The organism is Sediminibacillus terrae (assembly GCF_009602435.1).
GTDB lineage: Bacteria > Bacillota > Bacilli > Bacillales > Amphibacillaceae > Sediminibacillus > Sediminibacillus terrae.
Map to the genome: position 1 here is coordinate 518,740 of NZ_VZDQ01000021.1, position 18,980 is coordinate 537,719.

Genomic DNA, 18,980 nt, shown 5'->3' on the forward strand with positions numbered 1-18,980 from the left:
ACTCCTGCAGCTTTTTGAATCATCGGGATTTAGCCATAATAGCTTCGGCAATCAGTCCGCCATGATATCGCCCGTTCTCTATAAAAATCTTGTTATTGTTATACCCCGCGGCGATCACGCCTGCAATGTAAATACCGGGAATGTTCGTTTCCATTGTTTCTTCATCATATACAGGCTCTCCGGTTTCTTTATCAAGTTCGATCCCCATTTCCTGCAGGAATTGGTTGTCTGGCTGATAGCCTGTCATGGCAAATACATAATCATTTTCTATCACGCATTGCTTACCGCCCACTTGATAGTGCACTTCATCTTCCGTAATGTGATCGATTTCCGCAGTGAATTCCATCTTGACGATTTCTTTTCGAACAAGGGAGGCAAACTCAGGTAAAATCCATGGTTTGATACTTGGCGAATATTCGCTCCCCCGGTATAAAACAGTGATATTCGCTCCTGCTTTATGTAGCTCCAACGCTGCATCGACAGCTGAGTTTTTTCCGCCGATGATGGCTACATTTTGACCAAAGTAAGGATGCGCCTCCTTGAAGTAGTGCATGACTTTAGGAAGGTCCTCCCCTGGCACACCCATATATCGAGGCTGATCATAATAGCCCGTCGCCACGATAACGTGGTCCGCCTGATATTTCCGCTCTTTCCCGTTGGCAGTTCGAGTGCGTAGTTGAAAGACATTTTCCTGTTTGGTGACTTTTTCTACTCGTTCAAAAGGATTTATCCGGAGCTCGCTCCGTTCTGCCACGGTGCGATAGTAAGCCATTGCCTGGTTCCGCACCGGTTTTTTCTTTTCTGTGATAAAAGGGATTTCCCCAATCTCCAATCGATCGCTGGAACTGAAAAACGTTTGATGCGTAGGGTAATGATAAATAGAATTCACGACATTCCCTTTTTCAATCAACAGCGGGTCCACCCCTCGTTTCTTCAGTTCCAAGGCAGCCGACATGCCACATGGTCCCGCTCCAATAATGATTGTATTTTCTTTTTGCATCTCTTCCACTCCTTTTCGCCAAACCAAAAGACTGCCCAGAAGCAGCCTTAACCTTTTAACCCATGACAGAGAAGGAAAACAGAAACGGCACTTATCAAATCTGCGCTGATAAGTACCGCCCTATCATTATATCCAGCCTCTGAATCTTGCTGCTTCAGCCATTTTTCTGACTCCGACCATATATGCGGCCAGACGCATATCTATTTTTCTGGTTTCCGCTGTATTATAGACATTGTTAAAGCCCTTAACCATGACTTTATACAATTTCTCTTCAATTTCTTCTTCTGTCCAATAATAGCCCTGGTTGTTCTGTACCCATTCGAAATAGGAGACAGTAACCCCCCCGGCAGAAGCCAATACATCCGGTACAAGCAGGATGCCCCGCTCCGATAAAATCCTTGTAGCTTCCAGGGTGGTCGGTCCGTTGGCTGCTTCAACTATAATAGAAGCGTTGATTTTCTCGGCATTTTCTTCGGTTATTTGGTTCTCAACTGCTGCAGGAACCAAAATGTCGCAATCCAATTCCAACAGTTCTTCGTTGGAGATCGTGTCTTCAAACAGTTTGGTGACCGTTCCGAAACTGTCTCTTCTATCTAATAAATAATCGATATCCAAGCCATCTGGATCATGGAGTCCTCCGTATGCGTCAGAAATACCGACGATTTTGGCTCCTTGATCATTCAAAAACTTCGCTAAAAAGCTGCCAGCATTTCCAAAGCCTTGAATGACCACTTTTGAATCTTTAACAGATATACCTTTTTTCTTGACCGCTTCATCAATACAAATGGTAACGCCTTTTGCTGTGGCGGATTCACGTCCGTGCGAGCCACCTAGTACTATCGGTTTCCCTGTAATAAAACCAGGGTTATTGAATTCGTCTATACGACTGTATTCATCCATCATCCAAGCCATGATTTGCGGATTGGTAAATACATCTGGTGCCGGTATATCCTTTGTGGGTCCGACTATTTGGCTGATCGCCCGTACATATCCACGGCTAAGCCCTTCAAGTTCCCGGAAAGACATTTCCCGCGGATCACAAACAATACCGCCTTTTCCTCCGCCATACGGCAAATCGACAATGCCCGCTTTCAGACTCATCCATATCGATAGCGCCTTTACTTCTTTCTCTGTTACATTCGGGTGAAACCTTACCCCGCCTTTTGTTGGTCCTACTGCATCATTATGCTGCGCTCGGTATCCTGTGAATATCTTGATGGAATCATCATCCATTCGTACAGGTATCCGGACAGTCATCATCCTCACCGGTTCTTTTAATAAATCAAAGACTTCTTCTGGATAGCCCAGTTTATCAAGTGCTGTTTGTACTACCGTTTGGGTTGATTTTAATACGTCCAGTTTGTCTTCATTTTGTTCATTTGGAGAATCTGATGCTTTATCGGCTACCATGAACTTACCTCCCAATCGTATTCAGTTCATCACTTAAAAGATTTACGCAATTTCTTTCAGACAATAGTATACACGCTAGATAGCATTATGCAATACGTTATCGGCATTTAATAAATAATTTCTATTGCTTGTTTTTCGATGAAAGAGATACAAACTTTTCGACCATTTGTTCATAGGACCAGCCGACGACTTTTGCGGCATCTGGAAACAGGCTCGTCGGTGTCATCCCAGGCAATGTATTCACCTCTAATACTATCGGTTCGCCCGCTTCCGATACAATAAAATCGACTCTGGAATATACGTCGCAACCCAAAAGTTGATGGGCACGGACAGCGAAAGTTTGCAATTGTCCGGTCAACGAATCACTGATACGCGCCGGGATGATATGTTCACTTCCGCCTGGCTTATATTTAGAATCGAAGTCATAGTATTCATTTTTAGGGATGATTTCAATAACCGGCAACGCTTGTTCTTCCCCTTGCGGACCGATCACTGCGACAGTGAATTCCCTTCCAGGGATAAATTCTTCCACTAGCAGCGTATTGTCGCTTTGCACAGCATTTTTCACTGCTTCCGGCAACTGTTCCGTCTCTTTGACAATCGTCAAACCAAGCGTCGAACCTTCTTGGTTTGGTTTCACTACATATGGAGGAGTGAATTTTCCTTGTATCAAATCAATGATTTCCTGTTGAGTATGTCTCTTTACAGGTATGGCTATACCTTTGGCAACAGGCAATTGGTTTTTTTCAAAAATTTGCTTGGCCTTTGCCTTATCCATCGCTAATGCGGAAGCCAACACGCCTGACCCAACATAAGGGATGTCCAGTATATCCAGCAGCCCCTGTATTCTTCCATCCTCTCCGAATTTTCCATGAAGTCCGATGAAAACCAAGTCTACTTTAAGCTCCAGCAACTCGTCCAGACGTTCTGGGTGGAAATCGATCCCTGTCACCTCATGTCCGTTTTCTCTTAATGCTTGTATGATTCCCTTCCCAGTAGAAAGGGAAACTTCTCTCTCGCCAGATGTTCCTCCATAAAGGACCGCTATTTTCACTCCATTCACTCCCTAAACCTAAACTCCGTTATCATTCTTTAGTTGACTATTTCTTTATTTAACTCACTACGTACATATAGTAACATGTTCCCATACCTTCATCTACAAAAACAATCCAGAAAAGTGTGGTCCGACTTGGTCGCACGATTATCAACAATTGGAATGGAGGATTTTCAAGATGGAAAGTCCTTTCGTATTCCCCATACCTGAATATTTCGACAGCTGAGATCCCCTCTCTTAAAAAAACGAACCTTCTGATATAGACCATAAAAAAGGAGCTGGTATTAAATCGACCAACCCCTTCTTCCAGCTATATCATTGTAAAAAATACTTATTCACTTGTTCAGCGGCGTTTTGTGAAAATATTTGTTTGCCGTACTCTTTCAATTTATGGGATGTAACGATGCTTGGTGAAGAGAACTCGGACATAATGGCAATCACATGCTCCCGGTTTTGGCCGTCGACTTCCTCATCGGCAACTTGCATGTAATAAAAACCATCCATATGATAAACCGTTCCCCCGTTGATGCCCAAATCCGCAAAATGTGCACAAACCTGGATGATATTTTCAAAATCAGTAAATGCAAAAATCAGTTCCCGGCTTTCATCCAAGGTAACCTTCATTTCTACATACTCTTCATCCTCTTCTTCATCATCTATCCAATGGTTATTCTGGGTCACGATGACCAGCATCCCTTGTGCCTGCATAAGATGGACCTGGACAAGCAGCATTCCTTCCAACTCAATTCCCAGCTCGTCGCTGGCTTCATACATCATATCGTGAAACAGTTGATGGACTCTCGGCAGATCATGCCACAGGTCTTCTTTTGTCAAACCTCTTTCAATCAAGTCATCGAAAGTTAAAAAGATCTTGAATTGGTTGGTCGATAGTCGTTCTAAACGCATTCACTCATCCCCCCTTGAATGCCTCATCTAATTCTATATTATATGAGGAAATCGGATTATTGGTACCTAGACAGTAACACAGATTCAGCCAGCAGAAAACAGTTTAAGCTCTTTTAAGTGTCACGATATGGCATTCGGAAGTTGTTCCTAGCCTGAATGGCAAACTGGTGTACCCATAACCTTCACTGATCAGCACCGGTGTTTCGTGGATAGTTTTAATCCCTCCGCGTGTGTAAAGCCCGAGTCCGAAAATGCGAATTTGACCTCCATGGGTATGCCCGCTAAAGACGAAATCGACATCATCGGCAATGCCCGCTCCCATTTCTTCAAACGCACTCGGGCGATGTGTGAAGAGCAGCACCGGCATGTCTTCATCAGGCGTATCCAAGAGTTCCACAATAGGCGAGCTATTGTCCGGATCATCGAATCCGAGAAGCCACAGCCTCTGGCCGTCAGGCAGTATCACTTTTCTTGATTCATTTTTCAAGCAGGTCACCCCTGCTGTTACCAATAGCTCTTCCAGCTTCTGACGGTCCAATTCATAATCATTGTTACCCCAGACAAAATATATCGGTGCTTCGAGTCTTTGGAGCCGGTAAAGGTTTTCTTTGATTCTACTCAAAGGCACCTTGCGTTCTGCCAGATCTCCACCGATGACCACCAGATCGACATGTTCATCAACCGACGATAGAGTCTCTATTTGTATGGTTCGACGGTGAATGTCGGAAATGAAAAATACCCGGATGGATTCTACATTCTCCCCTAGTGATGGAATGGGTATTTGATGGCGCCGCAGATGATCACGGTGTGCCAGGTAAACCATCCTGCCGGATAAAAACAAACCACTAATGAAAACTATTCCAAATATAATAAGACCCAATCAGTTTCTCCTTTTTTCCTGTTTCACTATGGACAGTTTCAACATAGATCATACTTCTTTAATATCCAATACACGGAAACCTGACTTTTCCAGCTTGGTTGAAAGTTTGTCGATATTGTCGTTTTTTTCTACTTTCAAGACGATTCTTCTAGCCAATTTATCCGTCTCATCAAACGTAGTTACCGAAATGACATTGGCATGATTTTGTTTGATGATATCCGCGAGACGGGATAAACGGCCAGTGGATTCTTCCGATGTGAAAGCAATTCTGACGCCCGGTTTTTTCATGCCAAAAGCACTCTCGAATTGTTCAATCATATCGAACCGGGTGACGATACCGAGGAATTGTTTTTCCGGACCGACTACCGCCAAAATTGGATATCCTTTAAAGGTGGTTAACGTATTTTCGAAAACTGCTTGCTCATCGATATATAAATCACCGTGTGAAGCAATATCTCCCACAAGCGTGGCGCTCAGAAATTCATCCCGGGTCTGGCGGCTTTGGAAATAAGCCTTGTATATGTCCTGCTTCGAAATCATTCCTTTAAAGATATTGTCTTCTACGACCGGCATTGCCTCAATATCCCTTGTTTCCAACTGATTTATGGTAGCCTTTAGTGTATCCTTTTCTTTTGCGATGATACATTGATGGCTTGGTTTTAGAATACTTTTCACAAACAACAGAATCAGCCTCCTTTTGAAGATATTATATATTTATTTCTACATTCGCTATTCCATTCCCTGCATAAATATTTCTTAACATGAATCAAGTAGAATGAGACGAACTGTTCCATTCATACACTGTATCATTACTTTCGTGCATTAGAAAGGAGTAAGTCATGTTCACCCAACGGAAATTTTATACACCTTATGTGAGCCCCACCGATCCATGTCCGCCTATCCGAATAAAAAGTTATGAGACACCCCCACAGTTATACCTCGGTTTTCAGCCCCCTTGTCTCCCGCAGTATGCTACCGCTAAAGAAGCATTGTACCGAGGCACATTATGGCCGGCTTTATACAGCCCTTACGAATCGCCATATAAAAGGGGGGATACAGGTGAATGAACCGCTGACCAGCGCTTATTATGACCTTTTGGAAGAAATTCAAGCGGTAGATTTTGTGTTATGCGAATTGACTTTGTATCTGGACACCCATCCCTGGGACGAGGAAGCTGTCCGGCAATTCAACCATCATGCCAAACAAAGCCGGCAGTTGAAAAAACAATATGAAAATCAATACGGACCACTCTTTCAATACGGCATGAGTTACTCATCCTACCCTTGGAATTGGAAAGATGCCCCTTGGCCTTGGCAAGTGTGAAGCAAAGGGCAGAGCGGAAGACAAAATGCCCTTCTTTTTCCTCTGATCAGTCACTATCTGTACACCTAAGAAAGGAAGATGGTCATGTGGTATTATGAAAAAAAACTTCAGTACCCTGTCCGGGTCAGGGAGTGCAATCCTCGCTTGGCAAAGTTCCTGATCGAACAGTATGGGGGAGCGGATGGAGAACTGGCAGCAGCACTGCGCTATTTGAACCAGCGCTACTCCATTCCCGACAAAGTAATCGGATTGCTCACCGATATCGGGACCGAAGAATTCGCTCATTTGGAAATGATTGCAACCATGGTGTATAAATTGACAAAAGATGCTACACCAGAACAAATGAAAGAAGCCGGCTTAGGAGCCCACTACGTCAACCACGACAATGCCCTGTTTTATGAAAATGCATCGGGCACCCCCTGGACTGCATCCTACATACAAGCCAAAGGCGATCCGATCGCCGATATTTATGAGGATATTGCCGCAGAAGAAAAGGCTAGAGCGACCTATCAATGGATCATCAATATGTCTGACGACCCGGAATTGAATGATGGATTGAAATACCTGCGGGAGAGGGAAGTCGTCCATTCCCAGCGGTTCCGTGAAGCTGCTGAAATATTAAAAGAAGAAAGAGGGAAGAAAGTTTACTTCTGATTCTATTCCCTCTCCAATTCCACACTGATAAAAATTGAAGAGCCAGGCACCTGCCCGGCTCTTCATCAATTTCCGTTCGTTTTTATATTTACCTGCTCCCAGCCTGGCAAAATGTTATCAAGACCCTGTCCGCCGTCTAAATGGAACAACTGGTCGCCTCCCCAAAGTTGCAAGGACACTATCACAGCGATAATGAGGATAAAAAGAATAACAAGCAACCGGATCAACGACAGACTTACCTTCCACTTCACTTTTGTTTTTTTGTTTTGATGGACTTCCTTGCGGGGTGGTAAATTCAATACATTGACTTCTTCCTGTTCTAGATTGTCGGTTGTGCTCATTTCCTTATCTTTGTCCAACTCATTTACCATGTTCCGAAGCTGCCTGGCTTGATCCTTGTTGATCTCCTCTGTCATCCTTCATACCCCCTTTCCTGATGCTGGCTCTCCCAATCAACATTCCCAGTATAAAGTCCACAACAAAATGAGCGGTAATTGTGGCCAATAGATTGCCGGTTACTTCGTATAACCAGCCAAAGTAAAAGCTGATCATCACGATGGACAACAGCAATACAGGCTTCGTTAAATACCGGACATGAACAAGTGCAAAAATGATACTGGCGGTCCAATAACCCAATTCTGTCTGCAGAACGCCACGGAAGAGAACTTCCTCGGATACGGCAACAACCAGAGCAATCACAAACAATTCACTTACACTTCTGTTGGCGAACAGCTTCTCATTTAGTCCGCCATCATCAAACGCCTGCTCCGGCAGCAACCTCATTAACATAAAATCTATCAACACGATAATCAGACCAGGAACCAAACCATAAAAAACGATGTCCCCGACATTCCACTCCGCTAATTCAAGCCACTGGTGAGGAGAAGGAAACAGCCATAAGCTCAACCCGATAGCAAGTAGTAAAAAAAGCATCTGTGAAAGGTATAATTGTTTCTTCAATTGGCTGCTGGAAAGCTGTTGCACAGCTTCAGCCTGACTTAATCTCTTCATCGCTATCCCCTTGAAGCATTATCTGTTTTAATGCCTGTTTCCAATTATATGATTCGGATTTTCTTGTAGCTTTTGTGACAGGCGCCCATTCAGAAAACTTGAAACCGCATCTATCACAGCAATGATAGGATGGCTCCTTGGTTGTGTCCTGGAACGGAGCAAACAATGCCTTCCTTCTGCATTCAGTTTGTTCAGCCCACCATAGCAATTCATTGACTTTGGCAAGCTTGTATTTTGTCCTTTCTGCAGCAACTCGGCTGATTTTTTCCTGTATGGTTTCCCAATCAAAAGAAGAAACTATCCGATCATTGTCCATCATACCATGATTTTCAAAATGATAGCGCAGGAACCGCCATTTTGTTTCACTAATCTGCAAACTTTCCAGAAGTATGTCTTGTTCTGGTAAACGAAAAACCCCTTGCTGGACCCTTGATTTCATATAACGGATGACCCGGGCGATTTCTTCCCTGCCAGGTAACTCTGATTGGATCAGCTTTCTTGGAAGCAAATCATCATTCGGTGACAACAAGACAAGGCTGACACTCGACAAACCGTCCCTTCCCGCTCTGCCCACCTCCTGGATGAACGACTCGATTTGCGGTGGCAAGTGAAAATGGATCACCAACCTGATATTTTGTTTGTCGATTCCCATGCCAAAAGCACTCGTACAACATATAACGTCGAGTTGATCATTCATAAATTGCTGCTGAATCAGTATACGGTCAGACTGTTCCATTCCGCCATGGTAAAAAGCCACATTCATGTCCGGCAATGCAGCAGACAGCTCGGCAGCAGCCTTTTCCGTCCAGTTTCGGCTCGAAAAGTAAATCATTGTCGGTACTGGATGCGCTTTTAAGACGTTTGAAATCCGCTTGATTTTTTCTGAAGGGGTTTCCAGTTCATCGACTTGAAATGTAATATTTTCCCTGTCCATCGGATAAATATGTCTGGCCATAGCCGGCTTGCGTAGCTGAAAAGAAATATCCTTCTGTACTTCCGGCGTCGCTGTAGCGCTCAACGCGAGGACAGGAGGGTGTTGCAATGTTTCTATTATATGATGCAATTTTAAATAGTCCGGACGGAATTCATGCCCCCATTGAGATATGCAATGTGCTTCGTCCACCACAAACAAGGATATCCGCAATTCGGACAGCTTTTTGACAAACCCTTTCCTTTGCAGCATTTCCGGCGAGGCATAAATCAGTTTATAAGCTGCTAAATTGCGAAAAGCATCCTGTTTTTTTTGCACACTCAAAAAACTGTTGAATGCAATGACATCTTTATATCCGGAAGCAGCCAATTGCTTTTCTTGATCCATCATCAAAGAGATCAAGGGAGAAATAACAAGTACCGCTCCAGACATAAGCCTGGCAGGAAGCTGATAACAGACCGATTTTCCAGAACCAGTCGGCAAAATGCCAAGCACATCCTTTCCCTGCAAAACGTCTTCGATTATTTCCCGCTGCCCTTCCCGGAAAGATTGATGGCCGAAATACTTTTCCAACGCTTTATTCAAATTATCCGTCATTGTTCCACCCCTTTTCGCCGGCCTGCCCGGTAGACTGCCATTACCAAACGTATCTGCAAGTAACTGTATCGGTCATCCAACGCCTGCTTGATCTGCTTTAGCTTCCTCGATTTCAGTCGCTCGATTTGTTCACCTATTTCCCTGACTGCATCAGGCGATACATAGTTATTTAACGGGAAATCCGGCTGAGCATACGCTATTTCAATCAGGTGATCGTGTACTGTACTTTCTTTCAGCCTTCTTATCTTGCATATTTCTTCGACATTTCTTCCCTGTTTGAGCAGGTCGTCCGTTTTTCTTGCCGAATCCGTCAGAAACACTTCTTTTACCAAGCCGCTCGAAAAGGTGGCGAGAGTTGGAGTGGGGGTGCTATCATAAATGATATAATTTAGCATCCGGTGTAAAATCAACTGATATAATACGGTAAAATCATACTTATCCATATCATAGAATGCCGCTAATTGGACCTTGCTCATTCCGAAATGGGAGTACCCGCTTAATCTTTTCACAAAAATATCAGCGTGCTGTTCAGGCAGCCTTTTCAAGAAAGGTAGCATTTCACCATACAACTGATCCAGCAACTCTTGAAGACGGTGTCGTGCTGCAGTGTAATATTTTTTCATCCAAAGCAATACTTCCTGATTATCGCTGACAGGAATGAAGCGATGATTGCCGCGTTTAATGTTTGCCGCAGTTTGAATAAACAAGGAGAGCCTTTCATAGAAAAGGTCTGCGGCCCTGTCATAAACTAGACCATTATAATGAAGCAAAAACCCGTGATTTTCATTATTTTTAAGAAAAGACATCCCCTTTTCTGTCACAAACGCTTTATCGCCTCTATAAGCCAAGTAATGCTTGCTCACCAGGTTTTCAACTTTTTGATCAAACGCATGCTTGTCCATTCCTTTTGCAATACCGAAGTAGCCGGTCAGGTGATATATGTGGGCGTCCTGCAGTGTTTGCGAAGATCGCTTTCCGACCAGCAAGTGATAAACCGCTGCACTAGTGCGCTCCTGTTTTAACTTTGATAGACTGTCTAGTATGATAATCGTAATCATGGCGATATTCCCTTCCCTTTACTTTGACTTACCATTTGCAGAGAATTGGAAACCGTTTTACAATAGAGAATAGTGATTTGTGGGTTTGCAAAGTGCAAACCCTAAGGAGGACACTATCATGGCGAAGTTTACAATAGTCGACCCGGAAACCTGCATCGCTTGTGGCGCATGCGGAGCGGCAGCCCCTGATATATTTTACTATGATGAGGAAGGAATCGCTTTTTCCCGCCTGGATAACAATCGGGGTAGCACGCCTGTTTCCGCACAACTTGAAGATGACCTGGAAGATGCATTCGAAGGGTGTCCTACTGAATCTATCAAGATAGCAGAACAGCCATTCGACGGAAATCCGGATAAATTTCAATAACATCCCCAAAAAGAGATGCCTTCATGGCCATCTCTTTTGTTTTTCCATTTTCACTTCAAAGTTGACTATTCACTGGTCACCAACTCGTTTACTTGGCCGAACTTGGCCAACGCTGCCTCTTTATCTGTCGAACTATACCACCGTTGTTTGTCTGGATCCACAATACGGTAGTGTTGGCTGATAACATTCTGTTGAAGGACATAGCCGTTGCGCTCTGAGAGATTGTTCCACCAAACCTTGTCCTCTGTAAGTATGCCGTGCGGCTCTTCTATGGAGGTGTGGGCGATTGTTTCGATTACTTCCAGAACATCCCCGCCAAGCATGTTGCGAATAACTTCACTGTTACGAAACAGGGCACAAATTGCTGTGGTTGTAGTCCAGTTGGCAACCGTCCTCCCCTTTTCGATTTGCACAAGGGTTTTCTTGGAGATTCCCAAAATCGCAGCCATTTTATCCTGGGTATAATTTCTTTCCACTCTAATTAACTTGATCTTACTGGAAATTTGGTTACTGAGTATTGTTTTGTTCATTTCTTTTTACCGTCCTGTTGCTGATTTTTTCATATGTAAGGATTTTATACGTTTCTTTTACATTCTAACATGTTCTCTGCTTTCTTTCCTTATTAAAAATTGATATAATATGTTACCGAAAGTGGATTACATATTTGTTTTTAACGAATAAAGCTGGCAGGCGAAGGCTCTAACCACTCTTGCCAAGCAAATAAGGAGGCAATATCGATGGCAGATAATAAAGTGATTGATGTATTTGTCGAAATTCCGACCGGTAATCAGAACAAATACGAATACGATAAGGAAAAAGGGGTATTCAAGCTGGACAGAGTGCTTTTTTCTCCTCAATTTTATCCTGCTGAATACGGTTATATTGATGAAACATTAGCATTAGACGGTGATCCACTGGACGCACTGGTGCTCGTGACCAACCCGACGTTCCCTGGTTGTGTCATCGAATCCCGCGTGATAGGCTTTTTAAATATGATTGACAGCGGTGAAGAAGATCAGAAACTGCTGGCGGTGCCTGTTGAAGATCCTCGTTTTAAAGATGTGTACAGCCTGGAAGATGTTCCGTCCCACAAACTGGACGAAATTTCCCACTTCTTTAAAACCTACAAGGATCTGCAAAACAAAAAGACTGAAATCGGTGAATGGGAAGGCGTAGAGGCCGCCAATAACCTTATTGACGATTGTCTTGCAAGGTATAAAGACCAAAAGTAAACATGAAACAAAGAAGCTGTCCATCGGCATAATTGACCGAAGGGCAGCTTCTTTTAAATAACATTCGAGAAATATCATTTTAATGCATCGTCCATATAAGATATAAACTGAGACATAGTTTGAATGCGTCTTCCTTACTTCCTACTTTTGTTGAGGTGAAGTTCCACGCTGCGAAAATACCCTGCGCTTTCCGCGGGCGGCTGGTGAGCTTCCTCGAGCTGACGCTCTGCGGGATCTCACCGAGGCCTTTCCTCCCGCGGGAGTCTCCGGGTATTTTCTTCGCTAGGAACAGCTTTCTGTTTAAAACACGTATACCAGACTATTTTATTCATGGTACCTACATACACTGTTTCATCAAAAGACACAGCTGGGAAAACAAGCAGAAAGTCCAAGAACAGGTGAAAAGACGGAACTCCAACTGTCTATATATGAAAAGAACTGATAAAGGTTCTCAAAGAAAAAGTCTCTAGGCGATAGCCGGCATGCTTCTTAGCGCAGGTAGCATACGCAGACTCCTGCGGGAACAGCACGAGCTGAAGATCCACTTGGTAAAGCGGTTTTCTTTACCAAGTTAGCTGAAGCCGTGCCCGCGGAAAGCGTAGTATGCTACCGAAGCGGGGCTTAACACTCGCTTTTTGTAAAGGCAACGGAACTTTAACTTGCCATTACAGTTACTGCACAGTGTTGAATAAAGACAATAGAGTAAGGGCTGTAACAGTAACCTGATCATTTTAGGAATGATGTGAATACATCGAACTAGATGATTAAGGTAGAAGCTGTAACTGGTTATTGCCCATTGATCCCGTCGGGAACTTCTATCGGCTCTTCCAGATTATCATAAGGTCCTATTCTGTTTTCAGCCATATTGAACTCAATTTTAGTGTAGCCGAAACTCTTCGCAGTCATCATCATTGCTTCCAGCATATCCAGCGTCTTTTGATCATTTGCCACAGGACCCGAAAGATCCACCGAAACATGCTTATCGTATTTTTGCACACGAAACGCAACATCTGCAGGTATAGAAGCTTTCAAATCATAATCAGGTTCTTCTTTTCGCATCTCATAGAACGCCGCTTCAATGTCATGATCAATCGCCACTGGAACAGCCGCTAAGAAGGCAGGAGTGTCTTCTTGCTGTTGATACACCTTATAAACATAGTTGCCCGGCTCTTTTAATGGAACACTTTCGATAACTTCCCCTTTTGTCGCAACTGGAATACCTTGCTTTCCATTTGCCTGGAGTTTGACGTGATTGATATTTAACGGCAAGAATAATCTGGATAATACTGTTCCCACGTTCCCGGTAAACGCTTTGTCTTCAAACGCATATTCAGCAGGAAAATGGACAATCGCAGTCCCGTTGCTTTTGTCAACCTCAAAGGTAACGCCCTGCAAAAGGTTCGCCGGTAGTCCGGCAACTTCAGAGTCAAGCAAATCATCCAAGCGATTTAATGTGCTTTCGATACTTTCGCTAGTATTTTCCGTTTGGTAAGCCAGCGGAACTAAATAGCCGGTTCCTTCAATAGGTACGGAGACATCTAATACAGTGGACTTTTCATTACCGGTATAAACGGCTTTGCTGACTGGTTCTTCTGCTATAGTCAACTTCGCTTCCTCATCTGCAGACTCGGATTGATCAGCAGGAAGACTGGAACCGGATTGCGATTTCTCTTCCATCACTTTCGATTGATCATTGTTAACAGACGATTCATCAGAGTACGTATCGGCACTGTCTTCCTGAGAAGAAAAATGATCCATACGCAAGGCGCTTTGGCTTATTACAGCAATCAATACAAGGACAGCCAAGGTAGCTAAGGAGGGAATCAACCATGACTTCCAGGATCTTTTGTTTTTTCTGTCTGTTTCTTCTTGTAAGCCTTCCACAACCTTTTGATACAATTGATCTTCCGGCCGCTTATCATTGATAGCAGGCAATTTTCTTAAGTTTTCTTCTACACGTTGATTATTCCATCCTCTTTTCACTGGATATTTCCCTCCTCTCCATATTCCTGCTGCAGAAGCTGCCTCAACGCCTTGATGGCCCGATGTTGCGTCGTCTTCACTTTGCTGATACTCCAACCAAGCGTTTCTGCTGTTTCCTTTAAAGAAAATGACTGTATATATCGTAAAATAATGACACTTTTTTGATCCAAACTGCATTTATCGAGACAGTGGTAAATTTGTCTCACTTCTTCATTTTGCTCGGCAATTTCTTCAGGAAGTATCGATTGGTCTTCCAATTGCTCTCCCCGCTCCCCCCAGTCAAAAAAATCCAGAATCCGCTTCCGTTTATTCGACTGTTTTCGGAAGTAGTCGATTGCCACGTGCCTGGCTATGGAAAAAAGCCATGTTTTTTCGCTGCTTTCACCCTTGAAAGTGTGATAAGATTTCAATACTTTAATATACACTTCCTGAACGAGGTCTTCTGCCTGTTCTTTATCCTTTGTCATATATATTAAAAATTGGTATAAATCCTGGTGATATTTTTTATACAAATCCTGAAAAACGGCTTTCATGCCAGATCCCCCGTTTACTATATTGTCGGAGTGCGAAGCAAAAAGGTTACAATGAATGAACTTTTTTGTCAATCGCTTCTATTATAACGTTATTCATTGCTTTCTTTTAGAGGTAAGCCCAAAAAAATACCAGCTATTTACTAGCTGGTATTTTTCCATATTCTGAATTACGTAGATATCGTCTGAAAACCCTGGAGAACACCGGGAACAGAATTGCCATAAATATCCCGTTTCCTACTGCATGATACGTATCGAACGGTAAACCTAAAAGGTAATAAGAAAGAAAGTTTCCCGCCACTGAGAAGGTTGCCAGGGAAACAATCAATCCGTAAAGGTAACCACAAATGACGGCAAAAACAACCATCACCGGCAGGGGGACGGCTCTCCAGTACTTCCCGATCAGTCCGCTCATCAATCCGATTAATGCCCAGCCAACTATCTGCCAAACAGTCCAAAGCCCCATACCGAGAAACAAATTGGAAAGATAAGTTGTCAGTCCAGCAAGCAAAATCCCGGATACAGGCCCTAAAAAGAATCCGCAAATAATAATCAGAACAGTAACCGGCTGCACATTGGGAAGAAACTGAAAGGTGTACCTTCCCACGACTGCAAGTGCTGCGAGAACTGCAATCAAAGTAAGCTTATACGTATTCACTCAGATCATTCCATGGCGTGCAAATCGAACGTGACTTCATCTTCCGGGCTTAATTCGTACTCGTTAGCCCCGACTTCAGCCATTTCTCCATTGACGGTGTACATCCAGTATTTCCCTTCCTCTTCGTTTTGGCTGACACCCTCAATCGAAGTTATAAAGCCATCCGCTTCCTCTACTTCGAAGTTTTCTTTCATCACATCAAGCAAAATGGCTCCTTCTTCGATTTCCACTTCTTTTTCAGCGATGACGTTGTCTCCTTCATCCTCTGAAATGGTGACCATCACCGCCTCTTGGCTTTCAGAATCGCCGGATTGTTCCGTTTTCGCCGTATCATTGTTTGACGTATCCTGCTCCTGATCAGCACAGCCGGTCATGATACCAGCGGCAAACAACAAACTGAATAACGAAAATAAAAACTTCTTCATTTACTCCAACCTCCCAATGATAATTTTCAGGGACAGGCAAGTGCTAGTTATGTATACTAATAAAAGCTTATCTTCTGAGAAGATAAGCTAAAGAGACAAACCAGCTTACATGGATGGCAAACCACTCACCGGCAGCCTCAAACACTCAATCCCCGAAGGTTTGAAACAGGCAACGGCGGCAGGTCTACTGGCTCGTGCATCTTCCTACTTTGGAACCTTCCCATGATAAAAACTCACAGTGGTTCATCCATTTCGTACGCACTTACAGTTGCGAGGACAGCTCTGGTGTTTCACCAGATTCCCTTTTCAGCCCGCCAGACGGGAAAACCCGCCTGGAAAGCACCGCAGTATTCTATTTAATTTCCAGCAATAATTCTATCACAGTTACCTATAATTAGGAAGCTGCAATGTTACATAAGGAACAAGATTATTCCTCAAGTTCAACGATTATTCGATGTTTTTCGGAAGCCGGAAGGTGAAGGTCGTTCCTTCTTCCACTTTGCTTTGGACTGTCAACGAGCCTTGGTGCGCCTGCATGATGTTTTTTGCAATCGCAAGGCCTAAACCGGTCCCCGTCTTGCTGTTCTCCCTCTTCCTGGATTTGTCTGCTTTATAAAACCGTTCAAATACAAAGGGCAAATCATCGGCTGGAATACCAGCACCCTCATCCTTGATCGAGCAGACCACTTCTTTTTCATCTTCAACTAGAATAATTCTGACTTTTCCACCCGAAAAAGAATGCTTGATCGCATTGTCGATAAGGTTCGTAAAAACTTGTTCAATTTTGTCCGGATCGAACGTAAGCTGTTTAACGTGAAGATTATTTTCAAGTGATAACGAAACTGCTTTTTCTTGTGCCATGCCGCTGAACTTTTTGATGATCCGGCCTAAAAACGGTGCCATATCCACTCTCTCCAATTCCAATTGGATATGGCCGGATTCCATTCTCGCCAAATCAAGCAATTCATTTACAAGTCTGCCGATTCGCAGCGATTCTTCATGAATGATCCCTGCGAGTTCATTTTTTTCTTCCTTGCTTTCCGCTATATTGTCAACAATTGCTTCACTGTAACCTTGTAAAAGGGAAATCGGTGTTCGCAGTTCGTGGGACACATTGGCAATAAAATCTTTCCTTAATTTGTCCAGACGTCTCTCATCCGTCACGTCACGAAAAACTGCTACTGCTCCTCTGACATAGGCCTGATCGTATAAAGGCGTCATGATCATCGCCCAGTTTCTTCCCTGGATCGAGATTTCCTTCATGACTTCCTTCTCAGTAGCAACAACGGTATCCAACGTATCCATTAATTCCGTTGGCAAGTTCACTTCCTCTTCAGAAGAATCATTTTCATAATGCCAGTCTTTGAGAAACTTTTCGGCGGGGGGATTGGAAACCATGATGTTTCCTTTCCGGTTGAGCGTCAAGACGCCATCCGCCATAGAGCTTAATATACTCGATATTTGTTCTTTTTCCTGCCTCAAAGCATTGATATGAAATTTGAGCTGTCTCCCCATCCTGTTGAATGCCATGGCAAGCTCTCCAATTTCATCATGAGTCAGGATAGGAACTTTCGTATTGAATTCCCCTTTAGCCAACTCAAAAGCACCTTCGCGCATTTTAATCAAAGGAGAGGTGATCCGGGAAGAAAGAAAGAAAGCAAAAATGGTTGTAAGAATCAGTGCAACCCCTGCAGCAAGCCAAATAATCCGGGTAGTATGCCTGGATGTCTCTTTCAATACATTGAGTGATTGATAGACAAAAACAGCGCCTTTTTGGTTTGGCAGCTTCGTGCCGACTATGATCACTTTATTTTCGGTCCCCGGCAAAATCACTTGTTTCTTTACCTCTTCATTATCATCGATAACCGACGATAAATCCTTTTCGGACATAAGCCAGTCATAGGAAATGTCCGGCAGACTGCCTTCATTATTTTCGGAAAGCCAAAAATCATCTTCACCAAAAACGAGTGCAATTTTGCTCGAAGGGTCTTTCACGCGTTCCGTTGTTTCATAAATCAAGCCCCTGTCATCATATTGTTCTACCATGACAGAGACTTTCGTTGCTGTTTGCATCAAGTTTTGCTCCGCTTGATCTGCGTTATAGTTCTGGAAAAACTCCAGTAACAAGATAGTCAGGATCAATAGAACAAAGGAGACAAGCAAAAGGATAGTAAACCATAGCTTGAAAACCACGCTTCGCCAGAACATCAGTCGCCCTCGACCTCGAACTTGTAACCGACACCCCAAACGGTAACGATCATTTTCGCGGCCTCTGCTGAAATTTTGTTTAATTTTTCCCTCAGCCGCTTCACATGAGTATCGACAGTGCGTAAATCACCAAAGAATTCGTACTTCCAAACTTCTTTCAATAGCTGCTCCCGATCAAAAACTTTGTCTGGCGATCTGGCCAGAAAATACAGCAGCTCATATTCTTTCGGGGTTAAGCTTACCTCTTTCCCATCCGCTTTGACGCGGTGTGCATCGTTGTCGATGAGCAAATGAGGAAATTCGATCAAATCTCTGGTCGTATGCTCTTCGGCTGAAAAAGTCTTGGAAGCAGACCGTCGCAATAAAGCCTTCACCCGTAATACGACCTCACGAGGACTGAATGGTTTTACAATATAATCATCTGTCCCAACTTCAAAACCCTGGACCCGGTTTGCTTCCTCACCTTTTGCAGTGAGCATGATGATCGGGGTATCCTTCTGCTCTCTTATATCTTTGCAAACCTCGATTCCGTCTTTTCCCGGAAGCATGATGTCCAGCAAAATCAAGTCATAGTCATTTTCGAGTGCCAGCTGCAGACCGAATTCGCCATCTTCCGCTTCTTCCACCAGGTAATCTTCTCTTTCCAGATACATCCGGATAAGCCGACGAATTCTCTCTTCATCTTCTACTACTAAAATTTTTTCATTACTGGCCATGCAATCCGCCCCTCATTTATATTCTAACTTTTATCAT

The 18,980-nt window shown here is 43.5% G+C and carries 22 protein-coding genes and 1 riboswitch; of the genes, 5 read left to right on the top strand and 17 right to left on the bottom strand.

Annotated elements, in window-relative coordinates; all coding sequences use genetic code 11:
• Window positions 1–19: 19 nt before the first annotated feature.
• The 6 genes from F6X55_RS08610 to F6X55_RS08635 form a co-directional block, all read right to left on the bottom strand.
• Window positions 20–1,000: a YpdA family putative bacillithiol disulfide reductase gene (locus F6X55_RS08610; protein ID WP_153462748.1), complete on the bottom strand. Its 981-nt coding sequence runs from the start codon at window positions 998–1,000 to the stop codon at window positions 20–22.
• A 126-nt stretch (window positions 1,001–1,126) separates the two neighbouring features.
• Window positions 1,127–2,410, bottom strand: coding sequence for a Glu/Leu/Phe/Val family dehydrogenase (locus F6X55_RS08615; protein WP_026570102.1), 1,284 nt, complete (start codon window positions 2,408–2,410; stop codon window positions 1,127–1,129).
• Between the two features lie 121 nt (window positions 2,411–2,531).
• A complete protein-coding gene (locus tag F6X55_RS08620; protein ID WP_153462750.1) occupies window positions 2,532–3,464 on the bottom strand; it encodes a D-alanine--D-alanine ligase in 933 nt (310 codons plus the stop codon).
• Window positions 3,465–3,779: 315 nt separating this feature from the next.
• Entirely contained in the window at window positions 3,780–4,370 is a 591-nt protein-coding gene (locus tag F6X55_RS08625) for a genetic competence negative regulator (RefSeq protein WP_026570100.1), read from the bottom strand.
• A 103-nt stretch (window positions 4,371–4,473) separates the two neighbouring features.
• Window positions 4,474–5,250 carry a metallophosphoesterase gene (locus F6X55_RS08630; protein WP_153462752.1) on the bottom strand — a complete coding sequence of 259 codons (777 nt, stop codon included), beginning with the start codon at window positions 5,248–5,250 and terminating at the stop codon, window positions 4,474–4,476.
• Between the two features lie 48 nt (window positions 5,251–5,298).
• Window positions 5,299–5,925 (bottom strand): CBS domain-containing protein, encoded by a 627-nt coding sequence (locus F6X55_RS08635; protein ID WP_237648628.1) that lies wholly within the window; start codon window positions 5,923–5,925, stop codon window positions 5,299–5,301.
• A gap of 164 nt (window positions 5,926–6,089) precedes the next feature.
• Between F6X55_RS08635 and F6X55_RS08640 the strand changes: the two genes are divergently transcribed.
• From F6X55_RS08640 to F6X55_RS08650, 3 genes are all read left to right on the top strand, one after another.
• Entirely contained in the window at window positions 6,090–6,317 is a 228-nt protein-coding gene (locus tag F6X55_RS08640) for a spore coat associated protein CotJA (protein ID WP_081704506.1), read from the top strand.
• Window positions 6,310–6,573 (top strand): spore coat protein CotJB, encoded by a 264-nt coding sequence (locus F6X55_RS08645; RefSeq protein WP_237648622.1) that lies wholly within the window; start codon window positions 6,310–6,312, stop codon window positions 6,571–6,573. The genes F6X55_RS08640 and F6X55_RS08645 overlap by 8 nt, the downstream gene beginning before the upstream one ends.
• A gap of 84 nt (window positions 6,574–6,657) precedes the next feature.
• The gene (locus tag F6X55_RS08650) at window positions 6,658–7,227 is read left to right on the top strand and encodes a manganese catalase family protein (RefSeq protein ID WP_026570096.1); all 570 of its coding nucleotides are present in this window, start codon (window positions 6,658–6,660) and stop codon (window positions 7,225–7,227) included.
• A 65-nt stretch (window positions 7,228–7,292) separates the two neighbouring features.
• Here the strand turns inward: F6X55_RS08650 and F6X55_RS08655 are convergent, their stop codons facing one another.
• Genes F6X55_RS08655 through F6X55_RS08670 form a run of 4 tightly spaced genes read right to left on the bottom strand, consistent with a single transcriptional unit; the run spans window position 7,293 to window position 10,824 of the window.
• Window positions 7,293–7,643, bottom strand: coding sequence for a hypothetical protein (locus F6X55_RS08655; protein WP_152525509.1), 351 nt, complete (start codon window positions 7,641–7,643; stop codon window positions 7,293–7,295).
• Window positions 7,588–8,238, bottom strand: a complete 651-nt coding sequence (locus F6X55_RS08660) for a CPBP family intramembrane glutamic endopeptidase (protein WP_153462758.1) — start codon at window positions 8,236–8,238, stop codon at window positions 7,588–7,590. The genes F6X55_RS08655 and F6X55_RS08660 overlap by 56 nt, the downstream gene beginning before the upstream one ends.
• Window positions 8,216–9,766, bottom strand: a complete 1,551-nt coding sequence (locus F6X55_RS08665; protein ID WP_153462760.1) for a RecQ family ATP-dependent DNA helicase — start codon at window positions 9,764–9,766, stop codon at window positions 8,216–8,218. The genes F6X55_RS08660 and F6X55_RS08665 overlap by 23 nt, the downstream gene beginning before the upstream one ends.
• Complete coding sequence (locus F6X55_RS08670; RefSeq protein WP_153462762.1) at window positions 9,763–10,824, bottom strand: YpbB family protein; 1,062 nt, start codon at window positions 10,822–10,824, stop codon at window positions 9,763–9,765. Before F6X55_RS08670 ends, F6X55_RS08665 begins: the two co-directional genes overlap by 4 nt.
• A gap of 118 nt (window positions 10,825–10,942) precedes the next feature.
• Here F6X55_RS08670 and F6X55_RS08675 point away from each other — a divergent pair, with 118 nt between their 5' ends.
• Entirely contained in the window at window positions 10,943–11,191 is a 249-nt protein-coding gene (locus F6X55_RS08675; RefSeq protein ID WP_026570092.1) for a ferredoxin, read from the top strand.
• 65 nt (window positions 11,192–11,256) lie between these two features.
• On the opposite strand, the gene F6X55_RS08680 is transcribed toward F6X55_RS08675, so the two are convergent.
• Entirely contained in the window at window positions 11,257–11,721 is a 465-nt protein-coding gene (locus F6X55_RS08680; protein WP_026570091.1) for a helix-turn-helix transcriptional regulator, read from the bottom strand.
• A gap of 207 nt (window positions 11,722–11,928) precedes the next feature.
• Between F6X55_RS08680 and F6X55_RS08685 the strand changes: the two genes are divergently transcribed.
• On the top strand, window positions 11,929–12,423 hold the full coding sequence (locus F6X55_RS08685; protein WP_153462764.1) for an inorganic diphosphatase: 495 nt from the start codon (window positions 11,929–11,931) through the stop codon (window positions 12,421–12,423).
• 786 nt (window positions 12,424–13,209) lie between these two features.
• Here F6X55_RS08685 and F6X55_RS08690 read toward each other — a convergent pair.
• The 6 genes from F6X55_RS08690 to F6X55_RS08715 form a co-directional block, all read right to left on the bottom strand.
• On the bottom strand, window positions 13,210–14,406 hold the full coding sequence (locus tag F6X55_RS08690) for a hypothetical protein (protein WP_153462766.1): 1,197 nt from the start codon (window positions 14,404–14,406) through the stop codon (window positions 13,210–13,212).
• Window positions 14,403–14,939 carry an RNA polymerase sigma factor SigX gene (gene sigX, locus F6X55_RS08695; protein WP_026570088.1) on the bottom strand — a complete coding sequence of 179 codons (537 nt, stop codon included), beginning with the start codon at window positions 14,937–14,939 and terminating at the stop codon, window positions 14,403–14,405. The genes F6X55_RS08690 and sigX overlap by 4 nt, the downstream gene beginning before the upstream one ends.
• A gap of 133 nt (window positions 14,940–15,072) precedes the next feature.
• Entirely contained in the window at window positions 15,073–15,594 is a 522-nt protein-coding gene (locus F6X55_RS08700) for an ECF transporter S component (protein WP_026570087.1), read from the bottom strand.
• A 5-nt stretch (window positions 15,595–15,599) separates the two neighbouring features.
• Complete coding sequence (locus F6X55_RS08705) at window positions 15,600–16,019, bottom strand: DUF4430 domain-containing protein (RefSeq protein WP_026570086.1); 420 nt, start codon at window positions 16,017–16,019, stop codon at window positions 15,600–15,602.
• A 160-nt stretch (window positions 16,020–16,179) separates the two neighbouring features.
• Window positions 16,180–16,381: riboswitch (cobalamin riboswitch) on the bottom strand.
• Window positions 16,382–16,466: 85 nt separating this feature from the next.
• Window positions 16,467–18,227 carry an ATP-binding protein gene (locus F6X55_RS08710; protein WP_081704503.1) on the bottom strand — a complete coding sequence of 587 codons (1,761 nt, stop codon included), beginning with the start codon at window positions 18,225–18,227 and terminating at the stop codon, window positions 16,467–16,469.
• Window positions 18,227–18,943: a response regulator transcription factor gene (locus tag F6X55_RS08715; RefSeq protein WP_026771232.1), complete on the bottom strand. Its 717-nt coding sequence runs from the start codon at window positions 18,941–18,943 to the stop codon at window positions 18,227–18,229. Before F6X55_RS08715 ends, F6X55_RS08710 begins: the two co-directional genes overlap by 1 nt.
• Between the last annotated feature and the right edge of the window lie 37 nt (window positions 18,944–18,980).

Excerpts from the sequence above, each read along its gene's own strand:
- F6X55_RS08640 (WP_081704506.1), top strand. The coding sequence starts at position 6,090 with ATGTTCACCCAACGGAAATTTTATACACCTTATGTGAGCCCCACCGAT.
- F6X55_RS08665 (WP_153462760.1), bottom strand. The coding sequence starts at position 9,766 with ATGACGGATAATTTGAATAAAGCGTTGGAAAAGTATTTCGGCCATCAA.
- F6X55_RS08670 (WP_153462762.1), bottom strand. The coding sequence starts at position 10,824 with ATGATTACGATTATCATACTAGACAGTCTATCAAAGTTAAAACAGGAG.
- F6X55_RS08650 (WP_026570096.1), top strand. The coding sequence starts at position 6,658 with ATGTGGTATTATGAAAAAAAACTTCAGTACCCTGTCCGGGTCAGGGAG.
- F6X55_RS08660 (WP_153462758.1), bottom strand. The coding sequence starts at position 8,238 with ATGAAGAGATTAAGTCAGGCTGAAGCTGTGCAACAGCTTTCCAGCAGC.
- F6X55_RS08705 (WP_026570086.1), bottom strand. The coding sequence starts at position 16,019 with ATGAAGAAGTTTTTATTTTCGTTATTCAGTTTGTTGTTTGCCGCTGGT.
- F6X55_RS08625 (WP_026570100.1), bottom strand. The coding sequence starts at position 4,370 with ATGCGTTTAGAACGACTATCGACCAACCAATTCAAGATCTTTTTAACT.
- F6X55_RS08715 (WP_026771232.1), bottom strand. The coding sequence starts at position 18,943 with ATGGCCAGTAATGAAAAAATTTTAGTAGTAGAAGATGAAGAGAGAATT.
- sigX (WP_026570088.1), bottom strand. The coding sequence starts at position 14,939 with ATGAAAGCCGTTTTTCAGGATTTGTATAAAAAATATCACCAGGATTTA.
- F6X55_RS08685 (WP_153462764.1), top strand. The coding sequence starts at position 11,929 with ATGGCAGATAATAAAGTGATTGATGTATTTGTCGAAATTCCGACCGGT.
- F6X55_RS08610 (WP_153462748.1), bottom strand. The coding sequence starts at position 1,000 with ATGCAAAAAGAAAATACAATCATTATTGGAGCGGGACCATGTGGCATG.
- F6X55_RS08655 (WP_152525509.1), bottom strand. The coding sequence starts at position 7,643 with ATGACAGAGGAGATCAACAAGGATCAAGCCAGGCAGCTTCGGAACATG.
- F6X55_RS08680 (WP_026570091.1), bottom strand. The coding sequence starts at position 11,721 with ATGAACAAAACAATACTCAGTAACCAAATTTCCAGTAAGATCAAGTTA.
- F6X55_RS08675 (WP_026570092.1), top strand. The coding sequence starts at position 10,943 with ATGGCGAAGTTTACAATAGTCGACCCGGAAACCTGCATCGCTTGTGGC.
- F6X55_RS08710 (WP_081704503.1), bottom strand. The coding sequence starts at position 18,227 with ATGTTCTGGCGAAGCGTGGTTTTCAAGCTATGGTTTACTATCCTTTTG.
- F6X55_RS08615 (WP_026570102.1), bottom strand. The coding sequence starts at position 2,410 with ATGGTAGCCGATAAAGCATCAGATTCTCCAAATGAACAAAATGAAGAC.